Annotated in this window: 20 protein-coding genes, 1 tRNA gene and 1 pseudogene; 8 read left to right on the top strand and 14 right to left on the bottom strand. The window is 60.7% G+C overall.

Annotated features, from left to right (window positions below):
- Positions 1-136 precede the first annotated feature (136 nt).
- Both WG908_RS04435 and WG908_RS04440 read left to right on the top strand, forming a co-directional pair.
- A complete protein-coding gene (locus WG908_RS04435; protein WP_340185357.1) occupies positions 137-526 on the top strand; it encodes a hypothetical protein in 390 nt (129 codons plus the stop codon).
- Positions 523-1083, top strand: coding sequence for a hypothetical protein (locus WG908_RS04440; RefSeq protein ID WP_340185358.1), 561 nt, complete (start codon positions 523-525; stop codon positions 1081-1083). The genes WG908_RS04435 and WG908_RS04440 overlap by 4 nt, the downstream gene beginning before the upstream one ends.
- Here the strand turns inward: WG908_RS04440 and WG908_RS04445 are convergent, their stop codons facing one another.
- On the bottom strand, positions 1084-1500 hold the full coding sequence (locus WG908_RS04445; protein WP_340185359.1) for a hypothetical protein: 417 nt from the start codon (positions 1498-1500) through the stop codon (positions 1084-1086).
- 93 nt (positions 1501-1593) lie between these two features.
- Here WG908_RS04445 and WG908_RS04450 point away from each other — a divergent pair, with 93 nt between their 5' ends.
- Both WG908_RS04450 and WG908_RS04455 read left to right on the top strand, forming a co-directional pair.
- A complete protein-coding gene (locus tag WG908_RS04450; protein ID WP_340185360.1) occupies positions 1594-2028 on the top strand; it encodes a type II toxin-antitoxin system prevent-host-death family antitoxin in 435 nt (144 codons plus the stop codon).
- Between the two features lie 9 nt (positions 2029-2037).
- Complete coding sequence (locus WG908_RS04455; RefSeq protein WP_340185361.1) at positions 2038-2472, top strand: hypothetical protein; 435 nt, start codon at positions 2038-2040, stop codon at positions 2470-2472.
- Between the two features lie 12 nt (positions 2473-2484).
- Here the strand turns inward: WG908_RS04455 and relB are convergent, their stop codons facing one another.
- From relB to WG908_RS04490, 7 genes are all read right to left on the bottom strand, one after another.
- Positions 2485-2802, bottom strand: coding sequence for a type II toxin-antitoxin system RelB family anti-toxin (relB, locus tag WG908_RS04460; RefSeq protein WP_340185362.1), 318 nt, complete (start codon positions 2800-2802; stop codon positions 2485-2487).
- On the bottom strand, positions 2799-3122 hold the full coding sequence (locus tag WG908_RS04465) for a type II toxin-antitoxin system RelE/ParE family toxin (RefSeq protein ID WP_340185363.1): 324 nt from the start codon (positions 3120-3122) through the stop codon (positions 2799-2801). The genes relB and WG908_RS04465 overlap by 4 nt, the downstream gene beginning before the upstream one ends.
- Before the next feature lie 57 nt (positions 3123-3179).
- Positions 3180-3773 (bottom strand): hypothetical protein, encoded by a 594-nt coding sequence (locus WG908_RS04470; protein ID WP_340185364.1) that lies wholly within the window; start codon positions 3771-3773, stop codon positions 3180-3182.
- A gap of 903 nt (positions 3774-4676) precedes the next feature.
- Positions 4677-5003 carry a hypothetical protein gene (locus tag WG908_RS04475; protein WP_340185365.1) on the bottom strand — a complete coding sequence of 109 codons (327 nt, stop codon included), beginning with the start codon at positions 5001-5003 and terminating at the stop codon, positions 4677-4679.
- Between the two features lie 432 nt (positions 5004-5435).
- Entirely contained in the window at positions 5436-5996 is a 561-nt protein-coding gene (locus WG908_RS04480; protein WP_340185366.1) for a phage exclusion protein Lit family protein, read from the bottom strand.
- A gap of 199 nt (positions 5997-6195) precedes the next feature.
- Positions 6196-6480: a hypothetical protein gene (locus tag WG908_RS04485; RefSeq protein ID WP_340185367.1), complete on the bottom strand. Its 285-nt coding sequence runs from the start codon at positions 6478-6480 to the stop codon at positions 6196-6198.
- 355 nt (positions 6481-6835) lie between these two features.
- Positions 6836-6910 (bottom strand) — tRNA-Thr (locus tag WG908_RS04490).
- 114 nt (positions 6911-7024) lie between these two features.
- On the opposite strand from WG908_RS04490, the gene WG908_RS04495 reads away from it, so the two are divergent.
- A complete protein-coding gene (locus WG908_RS04495; RefSeq protein ID WP_340185368.1) occupies positions 7025-7150 on the top strand; it encodes a hypothetical protein in 126 nt (41 codons plus the stop codon).
- Here WG908_RS04495 and WG908_RS04500 read toward each other — a convergent pair.
- Positions 7147-8928 (bottom strand): aminopeptidase P family protein, encoded by a 1782-nt coding sequence (locus WG908_RS04500; RefSeq protein WP_340185369.1) that lies wholly within the window; start codon positions 8926-8928, stop codon positions 7147-7149. The genes WG908_RS04495 and WG908_RS04500 overlap by 4 nt on opposite strands.
- A 228-nt stretch (positions 8929-9156) precedes the next feature.
- On the opposite strand from WG908_RS04500, the gene WG908_RS04505 reads away from it, so the two are divergent.
- Positions 9157-11217, top strand: a complete 2061-nt coding sequence (locus WG908_RS04505) for a S9 family peptidase (protein WP_340185370.1) — start codon at positions 9157-9159, stop codon at positions 11215-11217.
- 33 nt (positions 11218-11250) lie between these two features.
- A complete protein-coding gene (locus tag WG908_RS04510) occupies positions 11251-11646 on the top strand; it encodes an acyl-CoA thioesterase (RefSeq protein WP_340185371.1) in 396 nt (131 codons plus the stop codon).
- Here WG908_RS04510 and WG908_RS04515 read toward each other — a convergent pair.
- The 4 genes and pseudogenes from WG908_RS04515 to WG908_RS04530 all read right to left on the bottom strand — a co-directional run.
- Complete coding sequence (locus WG908_RS04515; protein ID WP_340185372.1) at positions 11643-11870, bottom strand: zinc-finger domain-containing protein; 228 nt, start codon at positions 11868-11870, stop codon at positions 11643-11645. The genes WG908_RS04510 and WG908_RS04515 overlap by 4 nt on opposite strands.
- Positions 11871-13018: 1148 nt before the next feature.
- A complete protein-coding gene (locus tag WG908_RS04520) occupies positions 13019-14425 on the bottom strand; it encodes a sensor histidine kinase (RefSeq protein ID WP_340185373.1) in 1407 nt (468 codons plus the stop codon).
- A 161-nt stretch (positions 14426-14586) separates the two neighbouring features.
- Positions 14587-15303 (bottom strand): response regulator transcription factor, encoded by a 717-nt coding sequence (locus tag WG908_RS04525; RefSeq protein ID WP_340185374.1) that lies wholly within the window; start codon positions 15301-15303, stop codon positions 14587-14589.
- An 11-nt stretch (positions 15304-15314) separates the two neighbouring features.
- A pseudogene (locus tag WG908_RS04530) lies at positions 15315-16586 on the bottom strand (DUF4153 domain-containing protein); the annotation flags it as partial.
- A gap of 287 nt (positions 16587-16873) precedes the next feature.
- Here WG908_RS04530 and WG908_RS04535 point away from each other — a divergent pair.
- Positions 16874-18418: a hypothetical protein gene (locus WG908_RS04535; protein WP_340185375.1), complete on the top strand. Its 1545-nt coding sequence runs from the start codon at positions 16874-16876 to the stop codon at positions 18416-18418.
- 294 nt (positions 18419-18712) lie between these two features.
- Here WG908_RS04535 and WG908_RS04540 read toward each other — a convergent pair.
- Positions 18713-18924: hypothetical protein (locus tag WG908_RS04540; RefSeq protein ID WP_340185376.1), on the bottom strand; the 212-nt coding region annotated here is incomplete at its 5' end.

Consider the following 18924-nt stretch of genomic DNA (forward strand, 5'->3'; position numbering starts at 1 on the left):
TGAGGCTTGCAGATGCCGGGCATTTGCAAAGAGCAAAATTCGCCTATCTGTAGATCAAGCAGTGCTGATTCGTCGGTTAAATCCTTGAACAAGCACCGCTTAAAAAGTGGATGTCGGCCGTAGGTCGAGACACGAGATGAAACGAAGTGACTATGCGAACCGGCTCTGTCTCTCTCTTCCTGATGGGATGGGATGGCTAGGCCTCGAGTTTCAAGGGTATCGTCACGAACTCCACGAGATTCAGAGCGAGCAAGAGAACAGCGATCTCCTGACAGCGCAGAGGGTCTCTGCCCTTTACGCTGGTCCCATCGCCAGCGGGCAATGGTTGCTCAATCAACTCGAAATCTCGGGAGACGGCAAACCCAATCTCATCCCCGGCCCGTTATTGGAAGAGGCGCTTTCCTATGACCGGGACGTGCTTCGCAAGAAATTGGCGCGGCTCGTGGAAGAGACCGAACCTGCCTCGATCCTCGCAAAGATGCGCAAGGCGCGTGCGGCCGCCTCCGGAAAGGAGAAAGGCAAATGAGCATGACGCATCGCCTCCTGATCGCTTCGGCCATATCGCTTTCGTCCGCCTGCCAGCAGGCGGACACGCCGCAGCGCACGGAGCCTGTCGATTTCGTGGTGCTGCTCGATGACTCCGACAGCTTCGGGCTGCGCAGCAATCCGCTGTTGCGTGAGAAAGCGGCGGCTCGTGTTCGATCCGACCTGTCGCGAAGCGGCATGGTCCCCGGTGATCGCGTGATGCTGCTGCACATTGGACAGCGCAACACGGATCAAGGCACAAAAGATCATCCCGTGGTGCTGGTCATTGGCGGCGGACAAGCATCATGGCCCAAGATTGTCGGAGCCTTGCAACAGGCATCATTCGAAGGCGCACCTGTGCGCGGGATCGTTCTCGGCCCAACCGATGGCAAGCCGCAGCTTGAAATTTACGCGCAGGGAACCTTGGTAAGCAAACCAATCGATCCCAACACCGTCACCAAGGAAGCGCTCACGGCGGCGGTTCGCACCATTCACAGAGAAATGTATCCTACGAAGCTTGCCGCGCGTTCTTCCTACGAAGCGCACGCAGAACCCTAATCACGCTTGCGGAAAAACAGGTGGGACCGATCCTGTCGGCAAGGCCTTTATGTCTGCGCTGGCAAGATTGGCCGGACTTTTCCCGCTTGCAGCTTGAGCGAAGGCCGCTCCTGCATCTGGTGCGCCGGGAAAGATTGCATCACTCGAAGCAGTGGCTCCTTTTTCAAACATGGCATCAATGTTCTGCACGCTTTTGTCCGTGACCAGTGCTGTCGCGGCTTGCCTTTCAAGAGGAGCAACGTTGCTGATGGTTTCCGCCGCGGCCTCTTTCACCGCAACCGATTGCGATTGGAAGGCCGCACCGCCCAGAGCGTCCCTACCTTTCTGATCGGTTGCAATGTCCGCCATTTCCCGGCGGGTGTCCACCCAGCCATTGGTTGATTGTCGGGGCGTCCAGACCGTCAGGATGGTTGTCATCCCGGCGGAGCAGTCCAAGCGGCGTGACGCCGGTGCGCGCAAGCTCGTTGTGGAGCTTTTGCCGGATCGCGCGGGTGAGCGGGACATGCCCGCTTGGCATTTTTCGTTGAACCAGCGCGATCACCTCCTGATACGGCACTGTCGCGCGTGGAACTGGCCAGCGTCCAGAGCGGACGCCATCGCGGGCTAATTCTCCTGTGGAAATTGACCGCCGACTGCCCGGTATGGCATAATGGACAAAATGGACATTTTGGGAATTTGGGAATGAAAATCACATCGACAGAGTTCAAGAACGGGATTGGGCGCTTTCAGGATATCGCCATGCGCCAGCCCGTGGAAATCACCAAGAACGGGCGGACCCATACGGTGCTGATCTCGGCGGACTATTACGAGTTGCTCACCCACGGGCGCATCGTGCGGCGGATCGAGGATATGGATGCGGAAACGCTCTCCGCCATCGCCGCCGCCGAGGTTCCCGCCGCGTATGCGCATCTCGATGCGCTGCTGGTGCCGGACGCATCGAACTGATCCGGCGTCATGGCGCTTCCCGTTCCGCATCCCGGCCTCGTGATTTCCTATTCCTATCTTTGGGCCGAGGAACATGACCGGGGCCGCGAGGAAGGCGTGAAGGACCGCCCCTGCGCGGTCGTGATCGCGCGGCGGGTTGCGGAAGATAAAACCATCGTGACGGTTGTGCCTGTCACGCATGCGCCGCCAGCCGATCCCAAGGCCGCGCTGGAAATCCCGCCCGCGCTCAAGGCGCATCTCGGGCTGGATACGCAGCGCTCATGGATCGTCCTTAGCGAGTATAATGAATTTCTGTGGCCGGGGCCGGATGTGCGGCCCGTCGCCTCCGGCGCGGACAGCTTTTCCTATGGCGTGCTGCCGCCCGGATTCTTCCGGCAGATGCGCGAACGGCTTTTATCGCTCATCGAAGCACGGCGCGTTCAGCACGTCCGGCGCACCGAATAGAGCGGCACCGGATCAGCGCTGCGCCTCGGTCGGCTCGAAGCTCACACGCAGCCGCGTCCCGGTCGCGCGGGCGATCTTTTCCAGTGTTCCGTGCGAGGGCTTGAACTTGCCGCTTTCCATGCGGGCGATGGCGCTCTGGGTGGTGCCCATGCGCTCGGCCAACTCGGCCTGCGTGAGGTGCGCCTGCGAGCGCGCCGCAATCATTGCGGCCGCGATGAGAAACTCGCTCTCGGCTTCCGCATAGGCTTTCCGGTATTCCGGGTCCTTGCGCCACGTCTTGAACATGTCGCCTGCGGCGATGGTCTTCGTCTTTTTGGTTTTATCGGTCATTCTATGTCCTCCGCTCTTTTGAGAGCCAGTTCGATTTCACGGCGCGGTGTCTTCTGCGTCTTCTTCCGGAACGCCCGCACGATGACGATCCGCTTGCCCTTGGCGGTCAGGTAGAGCGCGCGGGCAATGCCGTCGCGCCCGATCAAGCGCATTTCCCAAAGCCGCCCTTCAAGATGCTTCACATGCGGCTCCCGGACCTTCTCAAGGCCGAAGAGGGTTATGAGCCTGACGATATGCTCAAGCTTGGCCCGCATATCCGCCGGAAGCTCGGACAACTCGCCCGCAACCTCTTCATTCAGAATCTCGACGGTCCATATCATCAGGATGAGTATATAGCATTTATGCTATAATTTCAACTGGCGTGAAAAGACGTGCGGTTAGCGGCGGATGATATTGTCCGGCAGGCGCGCGTAGCGTTTGAGGACATAACGGATATGCGCCGGATCGGCGGTGCGCGTCCGACCTGACAGCCAGCCCGCGATCATGCCTAAACTCAAGCCGGGCGGCTTGTCCGTCGCGCCGTTGAGAACGATTGCGCCGCCCGCGCCCGTGCGGTTGCGGTGAGCTTGCAACGCCGCGCGGTCTTTATCCGGGATGACGATCCGGCCCGGCGCGGCCTTCATGTTCCGCCTGCCCGATATCGGACGCGCAAAGGCTTTGTCCGGTGTTTGCGCGAGCAGAGCGATCACGAAATTCCACGATGCGGCATCGACGGCTTTAACCTCGCGATAAACCCAGCCTTTCACGATACGGCCATTGAGTCCGCGCGGCACGTCATCGCGCTTGGCGAGAAGCTCGGCAGGCGTGCCAGCGACGCGGCCCAACTCGGCGCGGAGCTGGCGCGACATTTCGGGTGTGAGCGGGATAGATGCAGCCGATATACTGCGCGCGCCGCTGGCGGGCGCAGCGCCGCGATCCGGCAGGTTCGCCCATCGTGTCAGCACGAAATCGAGATGCGATTGTCGGGCCATCTTCACGATCCCACTGGTCCAGCGGTTCACCAGCCGGGAGGTAAGACCCTCGGGACAATCCTGCGCATCGCGCAGCAAGGCGCGGGTGGTTACACCCGTGCGTGTGATTTCGGCCTTTATCTGGTGCCGGATAGCGCGGGTGATTGCGGTGTCCGCATCATGTGCGTCGGACGGTTTCAGTGGCGGTCCTCCTGCCGCGATTGTCCCGCGAATGCCGCCGCGTTGTCCACCGGATCGGTATGCCCAAAGGTAATAGGCTGTGGAGCTTTGTCGATTTTCTCCGACGACGTGTGCCGGAGGGAGGAAACGGGGAGCCGGGTTTGCTGGGGGTTGCACAGGGGCGGGCACCGCCCTTTGCCGACCGAGCGAAGCGAGGGAGCCAAGCGCGTGTCGTCAGACACGCACAGCTTGCGTAATTTTCCTACGCCCCTCTCTTCTGACCTACGTTGCCCCCTGTCTTACTGCCTACTGCTCTGCTGTCGCTTACGTCTGCCCTTTCCATATTTCACTCCCTGCTCAAATCCGATGAATTTCTTGCCGCCTATCTTTCCCATGTGCCATGCTACGGCGTCATATGAAGTGACTACCGTCATCATTAGGAATGATAATTATTGTCAATAAAACTGGGCGGCGTGTTTGATTTTGGGGAAGGGTTAACTGTCAGGCCAAGGCGGCTTAGGGGCGAAGCGCATTGCACACAGCTGAAGGCAAACGCCAATCTTTTTGATTAAGATCAGAATCGACTCACACCTGTCAGAGTGGCATATAACCGCCATTGGGTAGGCTCTCCTTGGAGGTGCTCGTGGTCAATTTGAGGGCGTATCAGCGCCTCGCTTTGCGAGGTGCTTTCACCATCATAGTCTTTAACTACATTGTGCTTTTATCAAGCCACTTCCTTTTTAATCAGTATGACATCTCTTTTAGTTCGGCCTTGGCGTCCGCTATCAGCGGATTCGCGTCTGTATTGTTTATAATGTCAAATGGACTCTCCGGCTCAAAATTTTTGGCAGTTTTACGTAGCAACGAAGCACCCAACATTGCAACCATCGCGCTCCTTATAGCGTTTGCATGGTTTTTTTCAGTTAACATCGCAAACGATTTACGATTCCCAATAACCATGCCTAACAAGATCGATGAATTTATCAGAGGCGGTATTATAATTGGCGTCACGCCTTCCATTCTTATTTGGACTTTATTTTGCTTTTCTGCAAGAAAATCTGACTTATTCACAGATTAGTTGCGAGTGATTATCATTATCTCTTTCCAGCAGAGGTCGTGTTGTGTTTGTCTGCACTTCGTTGTTATTTGAGGTGTAGAATGAAAAAATATGAAACTCTTTCGGCGCTTGCACTTGCATTTTTAATATCATCTTCCCACGCGCTATATCGCGACCATGCCCCGCCAGTCGATCTAATAGCTGAGGTGGACAAAGAGGCGAGTCCGATGCACGAAGATATTAGAACCCTTGTAAGGTTCGTTGTTGACTTCAATTTGCCGCCTCCCTGATCGGAAGGTGCTTGATAGCGTGATCCGACGCCGTTGACCGGGAGTGTGTCCGTCGCAGCTGATTTTCTACCGCCTCGATGGCGATGATATTTTCACCCAGCGTATCCGTCACGGGCACGAGGACTGGATCAACAGCACCTCCGCAGACGATTGATCCTATTCCGGCTGTCTCCCGACTATCGGTGCCGGAAGTCCCAACAGGTCATGCAGGCCGGTGACCGCGCTGCTCGCGCCGATAACGATATCAAGCGCGATCTCGTTGAGATCGTCGGCCATGAGGGTTTGCAGTTGCGCGGTGCGCTGCGCCGCCGGAGGATGCTGGCGGTCGTTCTCCAGATCGACGCTCTTGGCGATCAGCCACGCCTCGAACAGTTCGAGGATCATGGAGAATATCAACGGCGCGCCCGCCATTTTCGGATCGACGTGGATATGGGTATCGCGATCCCGCTGGCCGTAGCGCACGACCTGCCGGAAATACGCCGCCGCCTTGGCATCCGCCTCCAGTTCGAGTTCTGGCGCGCCTTCGCGGGCGAGATGGCCAAGCTGAATGTGCGCGATTTCATGGCACAGGATGAAAACGATCATCGCGCGCGCCAGCGGATATGTGACTTTGAGAATGTCGCCGCCATAGCGGGGATCAAGAAGGTAGGGCGCGATGTAATCGCGCGAGCGGTCGAACGCGCCGGAATGGCCGTAAAGATCGAACAGGCGCGACACATCGGATGCGATCCGTTCCAACTCGCGCGGCGCTGGCGCGGTGAAGGTCAGGATGCCGACGAGATGGGTGCGTCAGGCTAAACACGAACCTCTGATCAGCCTTGCCACATTCAATCTCATCCAGCAGCGCCTGACAAAAGGCGTCTATGCACCGATGCGCGCGGACATCATCGATGATTTCCCACTACGCGGCGCGGTCTCATGTGCGGGGTGCGGCAAGCCGTTCACCTCGGGCTGGTGCAAAGGCAAATACCGGAAATATGCCTATTATTTTTGCCAGCAGAAAGGGTGCCAGCTTCGCGGCAAGATGATCGCGCGCGACATGTTGCACCAAGCATTTTCTGCTTATCTCAAGAGCCTCACGCCGAGTCCGGTGCTGTTTGAAATGGCGCGAGAAATGTTCGCCGATCTTTGGAAGCAGGAATCCGGGCGCGCTGCCGAAAGGGTCGCGGCCATGCGTGGCCAGATCACGAAGATCGAGCATGACATCGACCAACTCTTAGAGAGCATCGTTGAAACCAAAACCGCTCGCGTGAGGGCAGCGTTTGAGGATCGTATCGCCAACTTGGAAATGGAAAAACTCGTCCTGCTCGAACGGAGCAAAGGCGAAAAATCCGGCCTGCCAACATGGGGCTATAGCGAGTTGATTGAACTCTCGATGCAGTTCCTCAAAAACCCCTCAAAACTGTGGGATTCCGGCATACTTTCGCTGCAAAAACTGGTGCTGAAACTGGTCCTCACGGAGCCTGTCGTCTATTGCAGGAAGGAGGGGTTATTGAACACTAAAATCTCCCTCCCTTTCAGGGCGTTAGACTCGATTTGCGGGTCGAGAGGAAGAATGGTGCTGCCGGTGAGGATTGAACTCACGACCTCAGCCTTACCAAGGATGCGCTCTACCACTGAGCTACGGCAGCATAACCATTTTCGTGCCGCCCGTCCGGGGCAGCGGAGCCGGGCCTATGGCCGCGAACCGACCCGATTGTCAAGGCGGCTTGCCGTATCCCCCGGAAATTCGCTAGAAACCCATCATGAGCGAAACCGAAGACGCGCGCAAGGAGAGGCTGGCCCAGGCGCTGCGCAACAATCTGCGCAAGCGCAAGGCGCAGGCGCGCCAGAGCGCGCCGCCTTCGGCTGAACCCCGCGACCCCGATTAGAGCGGCGCGCAGGCCGCTTCGATCCATGCCCGCGCCTCGCCGTCCAGCTGCACACCGACCACTGCCAATACCTGCGCATGATAGCTGTCGAGCCATGTCCGCTCGCTATCGGTCAGCCATTCGACAAGAATCGCGTTGCGATCGATCGGCGCGAAAGTCAGCGTCTCGAACCCCAGCATCTCGCGTTCCGCACCGGCGACATCGCGCGGCTCGACCAGCACCAGATTTTCGATGCGAATGCCATATTCGCCGGCCTTGTAATAGCCTGGCTCGTTGGACAGGAACATGCCTGCCACCAGTGGCTCGTCGCCGCCGCCGAACGTCGCGATCCGCTGCGGCCCTTCATGCACCGACAGGAAGCTGCCGACGCCATGGCCGGTGCCATGGGCATAATCCAGGCCGTGGCTCCACAGAAATTGCCGCGCCAGGACATCGAGCTGACTACCCCGCGTGCCCCTGGGGAACACCGCGCACGCCAGCGCGATATGCCCCTTGAGGACCAGCGTGAAGCGCTCCTTCATCTCCCGCGTCGGCAAACCGATCGCGACGGTCCGGGTCACGTCGGTGGTGCCGTCGCGATATTGCCCGCCCGAATCGACCAGATAGAAGCTGCCGGGTTCGATCAGCCGGTTGGTCTTTTCCTCGACGCGATAATGAACCACCGCACCGTTCGGCCCAGCGCCGCTGATCGTATCGAATGACAGGTCGACCAGTTCGCCGGTGGCACGCCGAAACTGCTCCAATCGGGCAGCAGCCGTCAGTTCGTCGACATTCCCCTTAGGTGCTTCGACCGCGATCCAGTGCAGGAAACGGCTGAGCGCCGCGCCGTCGCGCGCCTGCGCCGCCCGGTGGCCGGCAATCTCCTGCATATTCTTGATCGCCTTTGGCAGGACCGCCGGATCGCGTTCCGCCAGGATGGTTGCGCCGCCTGCCTCCAGCGCATCGAATATCGCCGCGACGGCGCGCTCGGGATCGGCGATCACGCTCTTGCCCGCCATGGCCTTGAGCGCGTCGGCGAACGTGGCGCGATCATGCACCCGCACCGCGTTGCCAAGATGCTGGATCATGCCCTTGTCGACCTTTTCTGGCGCGACATAGAGGTCGGCGGTGGCGTCTGCATGAACGATGGCATAGGCGAGCGCGACCGGCGTGCGCTCGACATCCTGGCCGCGAATGTTGAACGCCCAGGCGATCGAGTCCAGCGCCGACAAAATGGCCGCATCGGCTCGCTTCGCCGTCAAAAGGTCGGCGATCTGCTGGCGCTTGTCGGCGGCGCTGCGTCCGGCATAGCGTTCGTCATGCGCGACCAGCCGGGCCGTGCTGGGGGTGGGTCGATCGGGCCAGACGCGGTCGATCGGATTGGTATCGACCGCGACGAGTGTCGCGACCTTTTCCTTGAGCGCCTGCATCGCCTGCATCACCCAGGCTCTGGTGTGCAGCCATGGATCATAGCCGATCCGCCCGCCCCGCGGCGCATGTTCGCCAAGCCAGGCCGTGACCGAAGTGTGCGGCACATCCTCGAACCGCCAATGCGCCCCGTCCACCTGCTCGCGCACCTGCAACGTATAGCGTCCATCGGTAAAGATCGCCGCCTCCTGCGGCAAAACCACCGCACTCCCTGCCGATCCGCGAAAACCGGTGAGCCAGGCCAGTCGCTGCGCATAGGCGCCGACATATTCGCTCATGTGCTCGTCGGTCAGCGGGACGACAAAACCATCGAGCCGGTCGCGGACCAGTTGGTCGCGCAGGGCCTTCAGGCGGTCTTCATAGGTGGACAAGCGTCTGCTCCTAGCAATGCGGCAGCCAGCATAGCCGCTCCCCTCGACAGGTGCCAGACGAAGCCGGCGATACATTGCGGCCGCCGCACGCTCCCCGCGCTGCCGAAGCGTACCTGTGCGCCAGGTGGTGCTCGATCGCTCCATCCCGCACCGTGATGACGACAGCCAAATTTGATCCGATGCGCGCTTTCCCCTTGTCCGGCCGGTGGGGCGGGATAGGGAGGGCGCATGACCAAAACCATCTCTGAACCGGCAGCGCCGCAACGACCCTACAGCTTTGAACGCCATGGCATCAGGGTGGAAGACCCCTGGGCGTGGCTTCGCGATCCTGCCTATCCCAAGGTCGGCGACAGGGACATACTCGACTATCTCGAAGCGGAAAATGCCTGGTTCGACAGCGCAATGGCACCGCACAAGCCGCTGATCGACACGCTGTTCGCCGAAATGAAGGGGCGCATCAAGGAAGATGACAGCTCGGTGCCGCAGAAGGACGGCGACTGGCTCTACTGGCGCGCATTCGAAGCCGGCGCGCAATATCGCCTATGGTATCGCAAGCCCGTTGCCGGCGGAGAGGACCAGCTGATCCTGGACGAGCCGGCGCTGGCGCAGGGGCATGAATATTTCCGCCTTGGCGCCATGTCTGTGAGCCCGAATGGCCGCTATCTGGCCTATGCCATCGACACCGATGGTTCGGAGCGGTTCGAAGCGCGGATCAAGGACCTGTCTACCGGCGCGTTGCTGCCCGATATCATTCCCGACACGCTGTCGGCACTGGTGTGGACCAGCGATTCGCAAGGGCTGGTCTATGGCGTCGCCAATGACAATTGGCGCACCGACAACGCCCGACTGCACCGGCTGGGCCAGCCGGTCGATAGCGATGTCGAGTTGTTCCACGAAGACGATGACGGCTTCCGGGTGTCGGTCGGCCTCACATCTTCGGAAAAATGGATCGTCATCGCCACCGGCGACCATGTCACCAGCGAAGCCTGGCTCGTCCCCGCCGACGATCCCACCGCCGCGCCGCTGCTCGTCGCCCCGCGACAGCCCAACCGCGAATATGACGTCGACGAGCATGAAGGCACGCTCTACATCAAGACCAATGACAGCCATCCCAATTTCAGGCTGGTCAAGGCTTCGCTGGACGCACCGGACGACTGGCAGGAGATCATCGCACCCGACGATCATTTCTACCTGACCGATTTCACGCTGTTCAAGCAATTCTACGTTACCGAAGGCAGGCAGGACGGTCTGGACCAGATCGAAGTGCGCGACTATGCGACTCACGCGGCCAAGCGCCTGCCCTTTCCCGAGGCGAGCTATTCCGCTTCGCTCGACGACAATCCCGAATATGACGTGACCAAGCTGCGCATCGGCTATGAATCGATGGTCACCCCCGACACGATCTACGACTATCATCTGGTCGACGATCGGTTCGAACTGCTCAAGGTGCAGGAGATTCCGTCAGGCTATGACGCGAGCCGATACGCCACCGAGCGGCTGATGATCCAGGCGCGCGACGGAACCGACATTCCGGTGTCGATCGTCTATCCCAGGGACCTGCCCCGCGACGGCAGCGCACCGCTGCACCTTTATGGCTATGGCGCTTACGGCATCGCCATGGAGCCGGGCTTTTCGACCGGGCGGCTGTCGCTGCTCGACCGCGGCTTTGCGTTCGCGCTCGCCCATATTCGCGGCGGCGACGATCTGGGCCAGCAATGGTATCTCGACGGCAAACTCGACAAGCGGACCAACACGTTCAACGATTTCGTCGATGTGGCCAGGGGCCTGGTTGCGCGCGGCTACACCAGCGCCGGGCGGATCAGCATTTCGGGCGGATCGGCGGGCGGGGAGTTGATGGGCGCGGTCATCAATTCCGATCCCGATGTGTGGGGCGCGGTGGTCGCCCATGTCCCGTTCGTCGATGTGCTCAACACCATGCTGGATGAAACGCTGCCGCTGACACCGGGCGAATGGCCTGAATGGGGTAATCCCATCGAGGACGCCGATGCTTTCCGCACCATCCTGTCCTATGATCCCTACAGCAATGTTCGCGCCCAGGCCTATCCGCCGCTGATGGTCACCGCCGGGCTCAACGATCCGCGCGTCACGTATTGGGAGCCGGCCAAATGGGTGGCAAAGTTGCGGGCGACGAAGACGGACGATAATATCCTGCTGCTCAAGACCAACATGGGCGCGGGCCATGGCGGGAAGTCCGGGCGCTTTGAAAGCCTCACCGAAAGCGCCGAGGAGTTCGCCTTCATTCTCTGGCAGCTGGGCATAAGCGGATGAGCCGCGCCTGGATCAGCAAGGGCCTTTGCTAGGATGGCTTCCTCCTTCACCTGCCAGATCACCGCCCTGCCCGAACATATCGACATGCTTGGTCATGTGAACAATGCGGTGTGGGTGCAATGGATGGAGGATGTGGCGACCGCGCACTGGACGCAGGATGCGCTGCCGGCCCATGTCGACGCTTATGTCTGGGTCGTGACCCGTCACGAGATCGACTATCGCGGCAATGTGGCGCAGGGAGAGACCGTTACGGCGCGCACCTGGATAGCCGAGCCGCCGCGTGGCGCGCGTTTCGACCGGCTGATGGAATTCACCGGACCCGACGGGAAGGTCAAGGTATCGGCGCGATCGACCTGGGCAATCATGGACAAGGCCACGGCGCGTATCCTGCGCGTGCCACCAGATGTTGCCGCGCCGTTCATGCCCTAAAGGCTCGCGCCGGAACTGATGTCGGGCGCAGTCGCGTTTTCCGGCGTATCGGCTGCCCCGCCCGCCAGCACGAAACGCCGATCGCAATAGCCGCAATCGACATAGCCATGTTCATCGATTTCCAGGAATACGCGCGGATGGCCGAGCGCGGCCGGAATATCGCCCGATCCGTCGCAAACAACGCGAGACTTGGCGACACGGATGATTTCTGGCGGCTGGATCATGGGGTTCGACCTAGCAGCGCAGATGGCGCGCTGCAATATCCGCCTGCCAGTGTCACATCAACATATAGGGCGGTCGCCGGGAACACGGATCGCTCCTGCTCTCCACGCGAGCCTTTGCGACCGGTGCCCAATCCGCGCAGCCGTGCGCCCACCCGACTGCCGCCGCGGTCAGCGGTGAAACCATGAACAACAGTGGCGCGACGCCGCCGATGAGGAATGCGATCGACATGGCGTTGCAGAATGCGTGCAAGCACCTTGCTGCACGATGAACGTGCCATGTATGCAATTTGGCGACGGGACTTGTGAGAAGACATGCCCTTGGTTTGCATCGATCAATAAGCCGCGTGTCTATCTTGAAACCTGACCCTCGATCCGTTGGCACATAGGATGATCGAAAGACCTGGTCTTGGAAAAGTGCCGTCGTCATGACATTCTGGCCAAGCTGCGGCTTGAGACAGATGATGTCGTTGAGAGGTAACTTGGGCATTTTCCCGGTCATCGGCGATACTTGTACAATGAGCGACTTGATCGCAGTTTTAGGGCGCCATGAATGCAGAAACCGATGATATGAACCGGTCCGGTTGATCGTGATGCACGGAATGACCGCAACGCTCGAACGTTTCGACGCGCGCCGTCTTCAAAAGGTGGGAAACGGCACAATGCTCACAGTGCAAGCCATGCCCCATGTGACTGGCACCATGAAGCGACTCTAAGCAGTGAACGCCAAATGCCATGTCGGAAGCGTATCGCGCTCCCGCTCCAAACCCATCCCCATGCGCCATGGTCAAAATCCGCAATTCGCCGGGAATTTTATGGTGGGCGATGACGGGCTCGAACCGCCGACATTCTCGGTGTAAAGCGGCGTAACATAGTTACCGTATGCTATCATAATATTACATGCGGAATATATAAATGGCGGAAAAGTGCCATTTTTTGCCATTCTCATCATACAAGTCTATAGCGGGTATAACACCTAAACACACGCTCTGTGGATACACAGCTGGATACACGGAAAACGCCTATCGCGGGTCTAGCAGGCGGCGCTCGCTAACCTCCATAACGGTCGTCCAATCCAGATCGAAGCGAGCCAGATTATTTCCGGACCAACAGCATCATGCTTAGCTCGAGCAAAGGAGATGGGCAGAACCTTAGAGGGTTGGACAGGCAATTCGAAAATGCGCTCCGTGGGCGGTGGAAATCAGATGCAGTTCGCCGCGATAGGCGTCCAGCAGCGACCGGGCGATAGCGAGGCCGAGGCCAGTGCCGCCTTCGTGGCGCTTGCTGGTGAAGAAGGGATCGAAGATGCGGTTTCGGTCTCCCTGCGGAATGCCAGGCCCGTCATCGGCGATGTCGATCCAAAGCATGTCGTCCTGCGGTGCGACCGTCACCTTCAGCTTGGACGCACCGGCCTGCCGCGCATTTTCCGCCAATATCGTCAGCACGGCCTCAAGCGCACCAGCATCTATGGCCAGCGATGGCAACGCATCAGACACCTGCACATGGATGGCAAAGCCTTCGCTCGCTAATGCGTCGGCGACTGAGGCGAGGATCGGTAAGACCTCGGCCTGCGCATCGCGTTCTCCCACTAAAACGTCGGCGCGGGCCAGTTCCATCAGGCGCCGGACTAAGCGCGACAGCCGTTGCGCGTCCGCTGCCATGTTGCGCAGGAACCGCTCCTGATCAGTTGGCGCCATGTCGGCGCGATGATCCTGCAACAGTTCGATGGCACCCGATATCGCCGCGAGGGGCGTCTTGAACTCGTGGCTGACTGAGGCGGCGAAATCGCGCAGGTATCGGGAGCGCTTCTCGATGGCATCAGCCATCTGCTCGAAATCCTCGTAGAGCGCGCGGATCTCGACCACCTGCAGCGACGGGCGGCGCGCAACCGCCCGGTGGCCTGACGCCAGGGCGCGCGTCGCCCGGCTGAGCGCCTCGACCGGCCGCACGATGGCGCGCGACAGCACGGCCGACAAGAGCAGCAACATCAGGAAGATCGTGACCACGCCGAGCGCGATCTTGCCGCGATCCTCATAGATGCCAAGATACAGCGCGCGCGGCGAGCGGGAGATCAGCAACACGCCGACGACCTGGCCATCGACGCGGATCGGCCTGGCATGATGCAAGCGAATGCTGGAGGCTCGGCTCAGCCATTCCAGCGGATAGCGTGCCGCATAGCCGCCATTCTCCCGCATGACCGTCACCGCCTTGCCGCCAAGCGCGGCGCGGATTTCTGGCAGGGCGGCAAAGCTGCGTCCGCGTTCTTCCCCATTCAGGACGATGCCCTGCCGGTCGACGATCAGGATCGAGGACAGGGTGGTGAGCTTGGTTTCCTGGAAGGCCGGCATCATCTGCCTGGTGAGCGCCAGGGCCGCACCGTCCGGCCGCTGCCGGGTCGGAACAGCCGGTGGACGCGACGGCAGGATGGGCGACGAGCGCAAATCCACTTCCGTCACCTGATCATGATAGCGGATCGGGGCTGCGGCCAAAACCGGTTGCGTCGGCAACCCCTTCCACACGATCGCCGCGCTGGCGCCGAGTGCCGCGCCCTGCGCCACCAGTTCCGCCTCGGTCCGCCGCACCAGCGCATTTTCATAGACGCGCAGAAAGATGGCGCCGAAGCCCGGCAGCGACGCCACGAACAACAGGGTGCCGAGCAGGATGGTGCGCAGCCGCAGCACCGGCCAGTAGTGAGCAACCCACGCCTTCAGCTTCGGGATCATGGGCCGGGTGATGTCGCCGTCCCGCTGCATCCCCCCAGCCGATAGCCCACCCCGGCGCGCGTCTCGATGATGTCGCCGCCGCCTACCTCAGCGAATTTGCGCCGCAGATTGCGGATATGGCTGTCGACGGTTCGATCGGTGAGCGCGAAGCCCGGTCCGCGGAACCGATCGATGATCTGGTCGCGAGAGAAGATGCGCGTCGGCATGGCAAGCAACGTACGCAGGATCGTAAACTCGGTCACCGTCAGGGCCACCCCCCGTCCCTGCCAGTGCGCGGACCAGCTTTCCGTGTCGAGGCTGAGCATGCCGTGGCGCATCGTGCCGATCGCGTCCACCACCGGCGCCCGGGCGACGGTCCGGCGCAGGATTGCCATCGATCGCGCCACGACTTCGCGCGGGGAGAAGGGCTTCACGACATAGTCGTCGCCGCCCAGCTCTATGCCCAGCACCCGGTCGATCTCGTCATCGCGCGAGGAGAGGAAGAAGATCGGTACCTCGTTGTGGGCGCGCAGGCGGCGGCAGACCTCCAGCCCGTCCATGCGCGGCATGTTGATGTCGAGGATGACGAGATCGGGCGCGGCTCTCGCGATCTGCTCCAGCGCCTGTTCGCCATCGGCCGCTTCGATCGTGTCCAATCCGGCCTTGCCGAAGGCGAAGACGAGCAGCTGGCGAATATGCGGGTCATCGTCGACGATCAGGATGGTGCTGGGCATGGGGCATAGGATCATTTCCCGATCTCCCCTGTCAACGCCCGGACGGCTTTGGGGGCGACGGATGTCGTCGATGGTGGCGGTGGAGGCGGCGCAGCGATAGCGGGCGGCAGCAGCGCACCGTCGCAGGCGCGGGCGCCCGGCCGCAAAACCGGCGGCTTCTGCTGAGCCAGTGCTCGTCGTACCTGTTCCAGCCGTCTCTGTCCAAGCAGGGTCCAGCCCTGTGGCTGGCTGTCTTCCAGTGCGTCATAAACCCGTGATCGCACGGCTTGCATGCGCTCGCGGAACGCTGGTTGCAGGCCGGGGCGCTGTTCCAGCGCAATTAGCGGCAACAGGGCCGAGGCTTCCAACTCACTAAGGTAGCACAGGTCCAGCGCGGCCCCCTGACCGCCGACCTCCCGCGCATGGCGGACATTCCATTGCGCGGCGATAGCGCCCAGATCGATAAAGCTGGCGGCCGTCAGTGCCAGCCCGGCAGCCGCAAGATTGACGTTGATCAGCCAGGCGGCGCTGCGGTCCCGCAACAGGCGCCAGCAGATCGCCGCCAGCCCGAAGGCGACCAGCGCCATCCAAGCCAGCGCCGCGATGCGCAGGCGGGTCAGCGAATAGGCCTCGATATAGTCGATCGTGCGCAGCATTGCGGAGGCGACCAGGAAGATGTTCTGGGCGATCCAGAGCATCACCAGCCGGCGGATGCTGCCGTTGCATGCCGTCGCCGATCCCGGCCGCAATGCGACCAGGACGAACAGCGCCGCTAGCAGCGCCGTCGCGATCAGCGGATAGGCGCCGCGATGCGCATAGTCGGCCAGGGTCATGCCTTCCGGCATCGGCGACAGTCGCCAGAGCCAGGCGATGTCCATCAGGTTTTGCAACGCGAAGATCAGATTGAACGCCAGCAGCGACAGGCTCACCGATGCGATCGATACGCCGGGGATCGGCAGGTCGCCCCGGCCGTCGAAGGTCGGCAATATCCTCAAGGCGAGGCGCCGGCGCAGCAGGCTCCACACCATGATGAGGAGAAGCGCCCAGAAAATGGCGCGCAAGATCAGTTCGGGCGATATGCGCGGCGACAGCAGCGAGGACAGTGCCTGTTCGATCAGCGGATTGGCGGCCGCGAACAGGATGAGGATCACGGCGCTGCCGAGGAGCGGCAAGGTCAGCATGGTGACCGCCGCATGCAGGCTCCAGCGGCCGGTCCGGCCCGCCGCGCGAACCCTGAGCAAGTGTCTTATATCGATCAGCGGCCCGAACGGCGCGCGAACACCCTGCCAGACCAGGCGCTGGAACCAGCGCCAGCCATCGTCGAACTGCCTATCCTACTGGCCGCACTTCGCGCTGGAGCGGCCCCGCCGCCGCTTACTGCGCTCGACCGGGAGCCTGAGATGATGCAGCTCCGGAAGCGGATTGCTTCCGGCTTCGCCGCTCGCGTCCCGATTGCAGGTCCGAGGACGACTGCTTGTCCAAGATGTCATATTGGTTTGGCGCAGGCTGAAGTTGAGCGGTTGCGGACTTTCGGTCTTGTCGCCGCCAAAAATTGCTGTGGGGGCGTCGTCGTCTTGGATGGTGACCGCTGATGGCAGCTCTGAAAAACATTTACGAACTCGACGCAGCGATAGCCGCGATTGATGGGGCGCGAACCGTACCGTCGCTGCCGATGCATGTCGGCGGAGTGGACCCTCTCGGGCTCCGTCAACTGAACTTCGGGATGATGGATCGCTGCATTCCGGGGCTGAACAACGCTGCTTGGCGCCTGAGGCCGTACGTCGTGATGGCGTGGGCGTGGTGGCAGGCTGCAAGACTGGCGGATCGCAAAAGGCTGTCCGCGCTGCCAGTAATGCTCGGGCGCCGCTTTGCAGATCGTATAGAGGTTATCTTTCAGGCCGGGCACCTTGTTGCGGGCGAGTACGATAGTCTTCCTGGAAGCGAGGGCATCCAGGACCGCGTGGTGAGCCAAGGCGGGTATGACTTTTCAACGCAAGAATGGCATACTTGGCACCTGCGCCGACGCGAGCAGGGCTCGCTAATGGCACCGGTTTCATACGGTCCCTCTGTAAAAGAAGGGCTTGGCATGGGTTTCCTCCGATCATCAGGTGGTTTGTTCTCCCCGGTGGAGGAGGTGATGCCTGCAGTGCTTGCGTTGGACGCATGCCTGGCACCATTGCGCGATCATGAGGCTTTCTTGTCGCTCGAGTGCGGTTGGGTGCCGATTGAATTTATGGCCGAATGCCAACCCCTCTGGCGGATGGACGATGCGACTAAAACGGAGATAGTCGTGGGCAGGGTAGCACTGCTTGGCGTTGGCGGCTCGGCCGCCCGCACAGGGACTCTCGCCTTGATTCGCTCTATCATGGGAGCATCGTCGGACGCTCTTGGCACCAGTCAGATCAGGATCCTCGCGGCCCGGTCCGACATGCCCTGGTCCGATCGACCGGTTTCCAAATTGTGGCGCGCGCTGCAGGCGAGGCAGCTACTACGAATCGCTCTTGAGGGCTTGCTTAACTGGGTGCTCGCCAAGGCGTCTCAGGGGCCAATTTCACTCGACATACTGGCGACCGACCTGATCGAGGAACTAGGGGTCGACGCAGATCGAGAATTGGCGGATTGGCTTTTAGACGCCTGCCCCTGTGAGGATGGCCTCGACGGCAGCGTGTCTCCCGCTTCGCTCCTCGACGACATTAATGGTGTACGCCAGTTTGAAACGGCGGCGCTTTGCGCTTCCGGCCTTCGAGCCTCGCTACAGATATGCAGGGATATGGGGGGCGACGAAGCATTATTTGGTGGGCAAGCTGATCGACTTCCACTTGCTCGGCTTTCTGAGCGGATGCGGAGTGGCGGTATACTACCCATGCGGGATGCTTGCGAACTTGTAGTCTCGGAGCTTCTGATAGGGCAACATGTTTATTGGGCGATCGGGCGGAGCGGCGATGACACTCAGCGGTTGCGTATCGTGCTTGACGAGGGTGGGTGGGTTGCGCTGCACGGCGCGGGACACGCCAACCCGACGCCTGATCGACTTTTCACTCTGCTAGAATTGGCTGCTGACTGCGAATTGATCGAGCGGGTGGACGGCGGCTATATCCGGGCAGATAACGCCGGGCCTCTTCCAGGGGAGGCATGATGAGCGGCAAGCCATGCGGAGACTACGTTCGAGGACAGCAGCGGTCTTCACTCTGACTACCACCGGCGAGCACGGGTTGGCGTAAGCCGAGCGCAGACAGCAAATTGTAACTGGGAAACGCCGACATCGACCCGGCGGCTCCAGCCGCAGAAGAGTTTCTGGATACACAGCGGGATACACGGAAAGCCGAGTGGCATCCGATGGACGTGAAACCGTGCCGGAAAGGTACCGACCCTCTGCTCATGTAGCATGAAACCCGATCGTCCGGCCTTTTTCAAACTGACTTGGTCAACGTTATGCGGGCAACGCGATGCCCAGCCGCTTCGATTGTAGTGGGGATGTGCGATCCCCATGCTTCGATCGATAAGTCGGTAGATTGAAAATCTGCGCTTCCCATTCGCCCTGCATCATCTCGACTATTTGAGGCTCGCCGCCTTTGCATCGAAGCGACAGTACGACACCGGTACCGTCGAACAGTATTTCGAGAGAGTGAGGAAGCCGTTCAC

It is taken from the genome of Sphingobium anseongense (genome assembly GCF_037725245.1).
GTDB lineage: Bacteria > Pseudomonadota > Alphaproteobacteria > Sphingomonadales > Sphingomonadaceae > Sphingobium.

Excerpts from the sequence above, each read along its gene's own strand:
- WG908_RS04470 (WP_340185364.1), bottom strand. The coding sequence starts at position 3,773 with ATGGCCCGACAATCGCATCTCGATTTCGTGCTGACACGATGGGCGAAC.
- WG908_RS04445 (WP_340185359.1), bottom strand. The coding sequence starts at position 1,500 with ATGACAACCATCCTGACGGTCTGGACGCCCCGACAATCAACCAATGGC.
- WG908_RS04440 (WP_340185358.1), top strand. The coding sequence starts at position 523 with ATGAGCATGACGCATCGCCTCCTGATCGCTTCGGCCATATCGCTTTCG.
- WG908_RS04510 (WP_340185371.1), top strand. The coding sequence starts at position 11,251 with ATGGCTTCCTCCTTCACCTGCCAGATCACCGCCCTGCCCGAACATATC.
- WG908_RS04435 (WP_340185357.1), top strand. The coding sequence starts at position 137 with ATGAAACGAAGTGACTATGCGAACCGGCTCTGTCTCTCTCTTCCTGAT.
- WG908_RS04535 (WP_340185375.1), top strand. The coding sequence starts at position 16,874 with ATGGCAGCTCTGAAAAACATTTACGAACTCGACGCAGCGATAGCCGCG.
- relB (WP_340185362.1), bottom strand. The coding sequence starts at position 2,802 with ATGACCGATAAAACCAAAAAGACGAAGACCATCGCCGCAGGCGACATG.
- WG908_RS04505 (WP_340185370.1), top strand. The coding sequence starts at position 9,157 with ATGACCAAAACCATCTCTGAACCGGCAGCGCCGCAACGACCCTACAGC.
- WG908_RS04485 (WP_340185367.1), bottom strand. The coding sequence starts at position 6,480 with ATGCTCGATCTTCGTGATCTGGCCACGCATGGCCGCGACCCTTTCGGC.
- WG908_RS04495 (WP_340185368.1), top strand. The coding sequence starts at position 7,025 with ATGAGCGAAACCGAAGACGCGCGCAAGGAGAGGCTGGCCCAGGCGCTG.
- WG908_RS04515 (WP_340185372.1), bottom strand. The coding sequence starts at position 11,870 with ATGATCCAGCCGCCAGAAATCATCCGTGTCGCCAAGTCTCGCGTTGTT.
- WG908_RS04525 (WP_340185374.1), bottom strand. The coding sequence starts at position 15,303 with ATGCCCAGCACCATCCTGATCGTCGACGATGACCCGCATATTCGCCAG.
- WG908_RS04455 (WP_340185361.1), top strand. The coding sequence starts at position 2,038 with ATGGCGCTTCCCGTTCCGCATCCCGGCCTCGTGATTTCCTATTCCTAT.
- WG908_RS04465 (WP_340185363.1), bottom strand. The coding sequence starts at position 3,122 with ATGATATGGACCGTCGAGATTCTGAATGAAGAGGTTGCGGGCGAGTTG.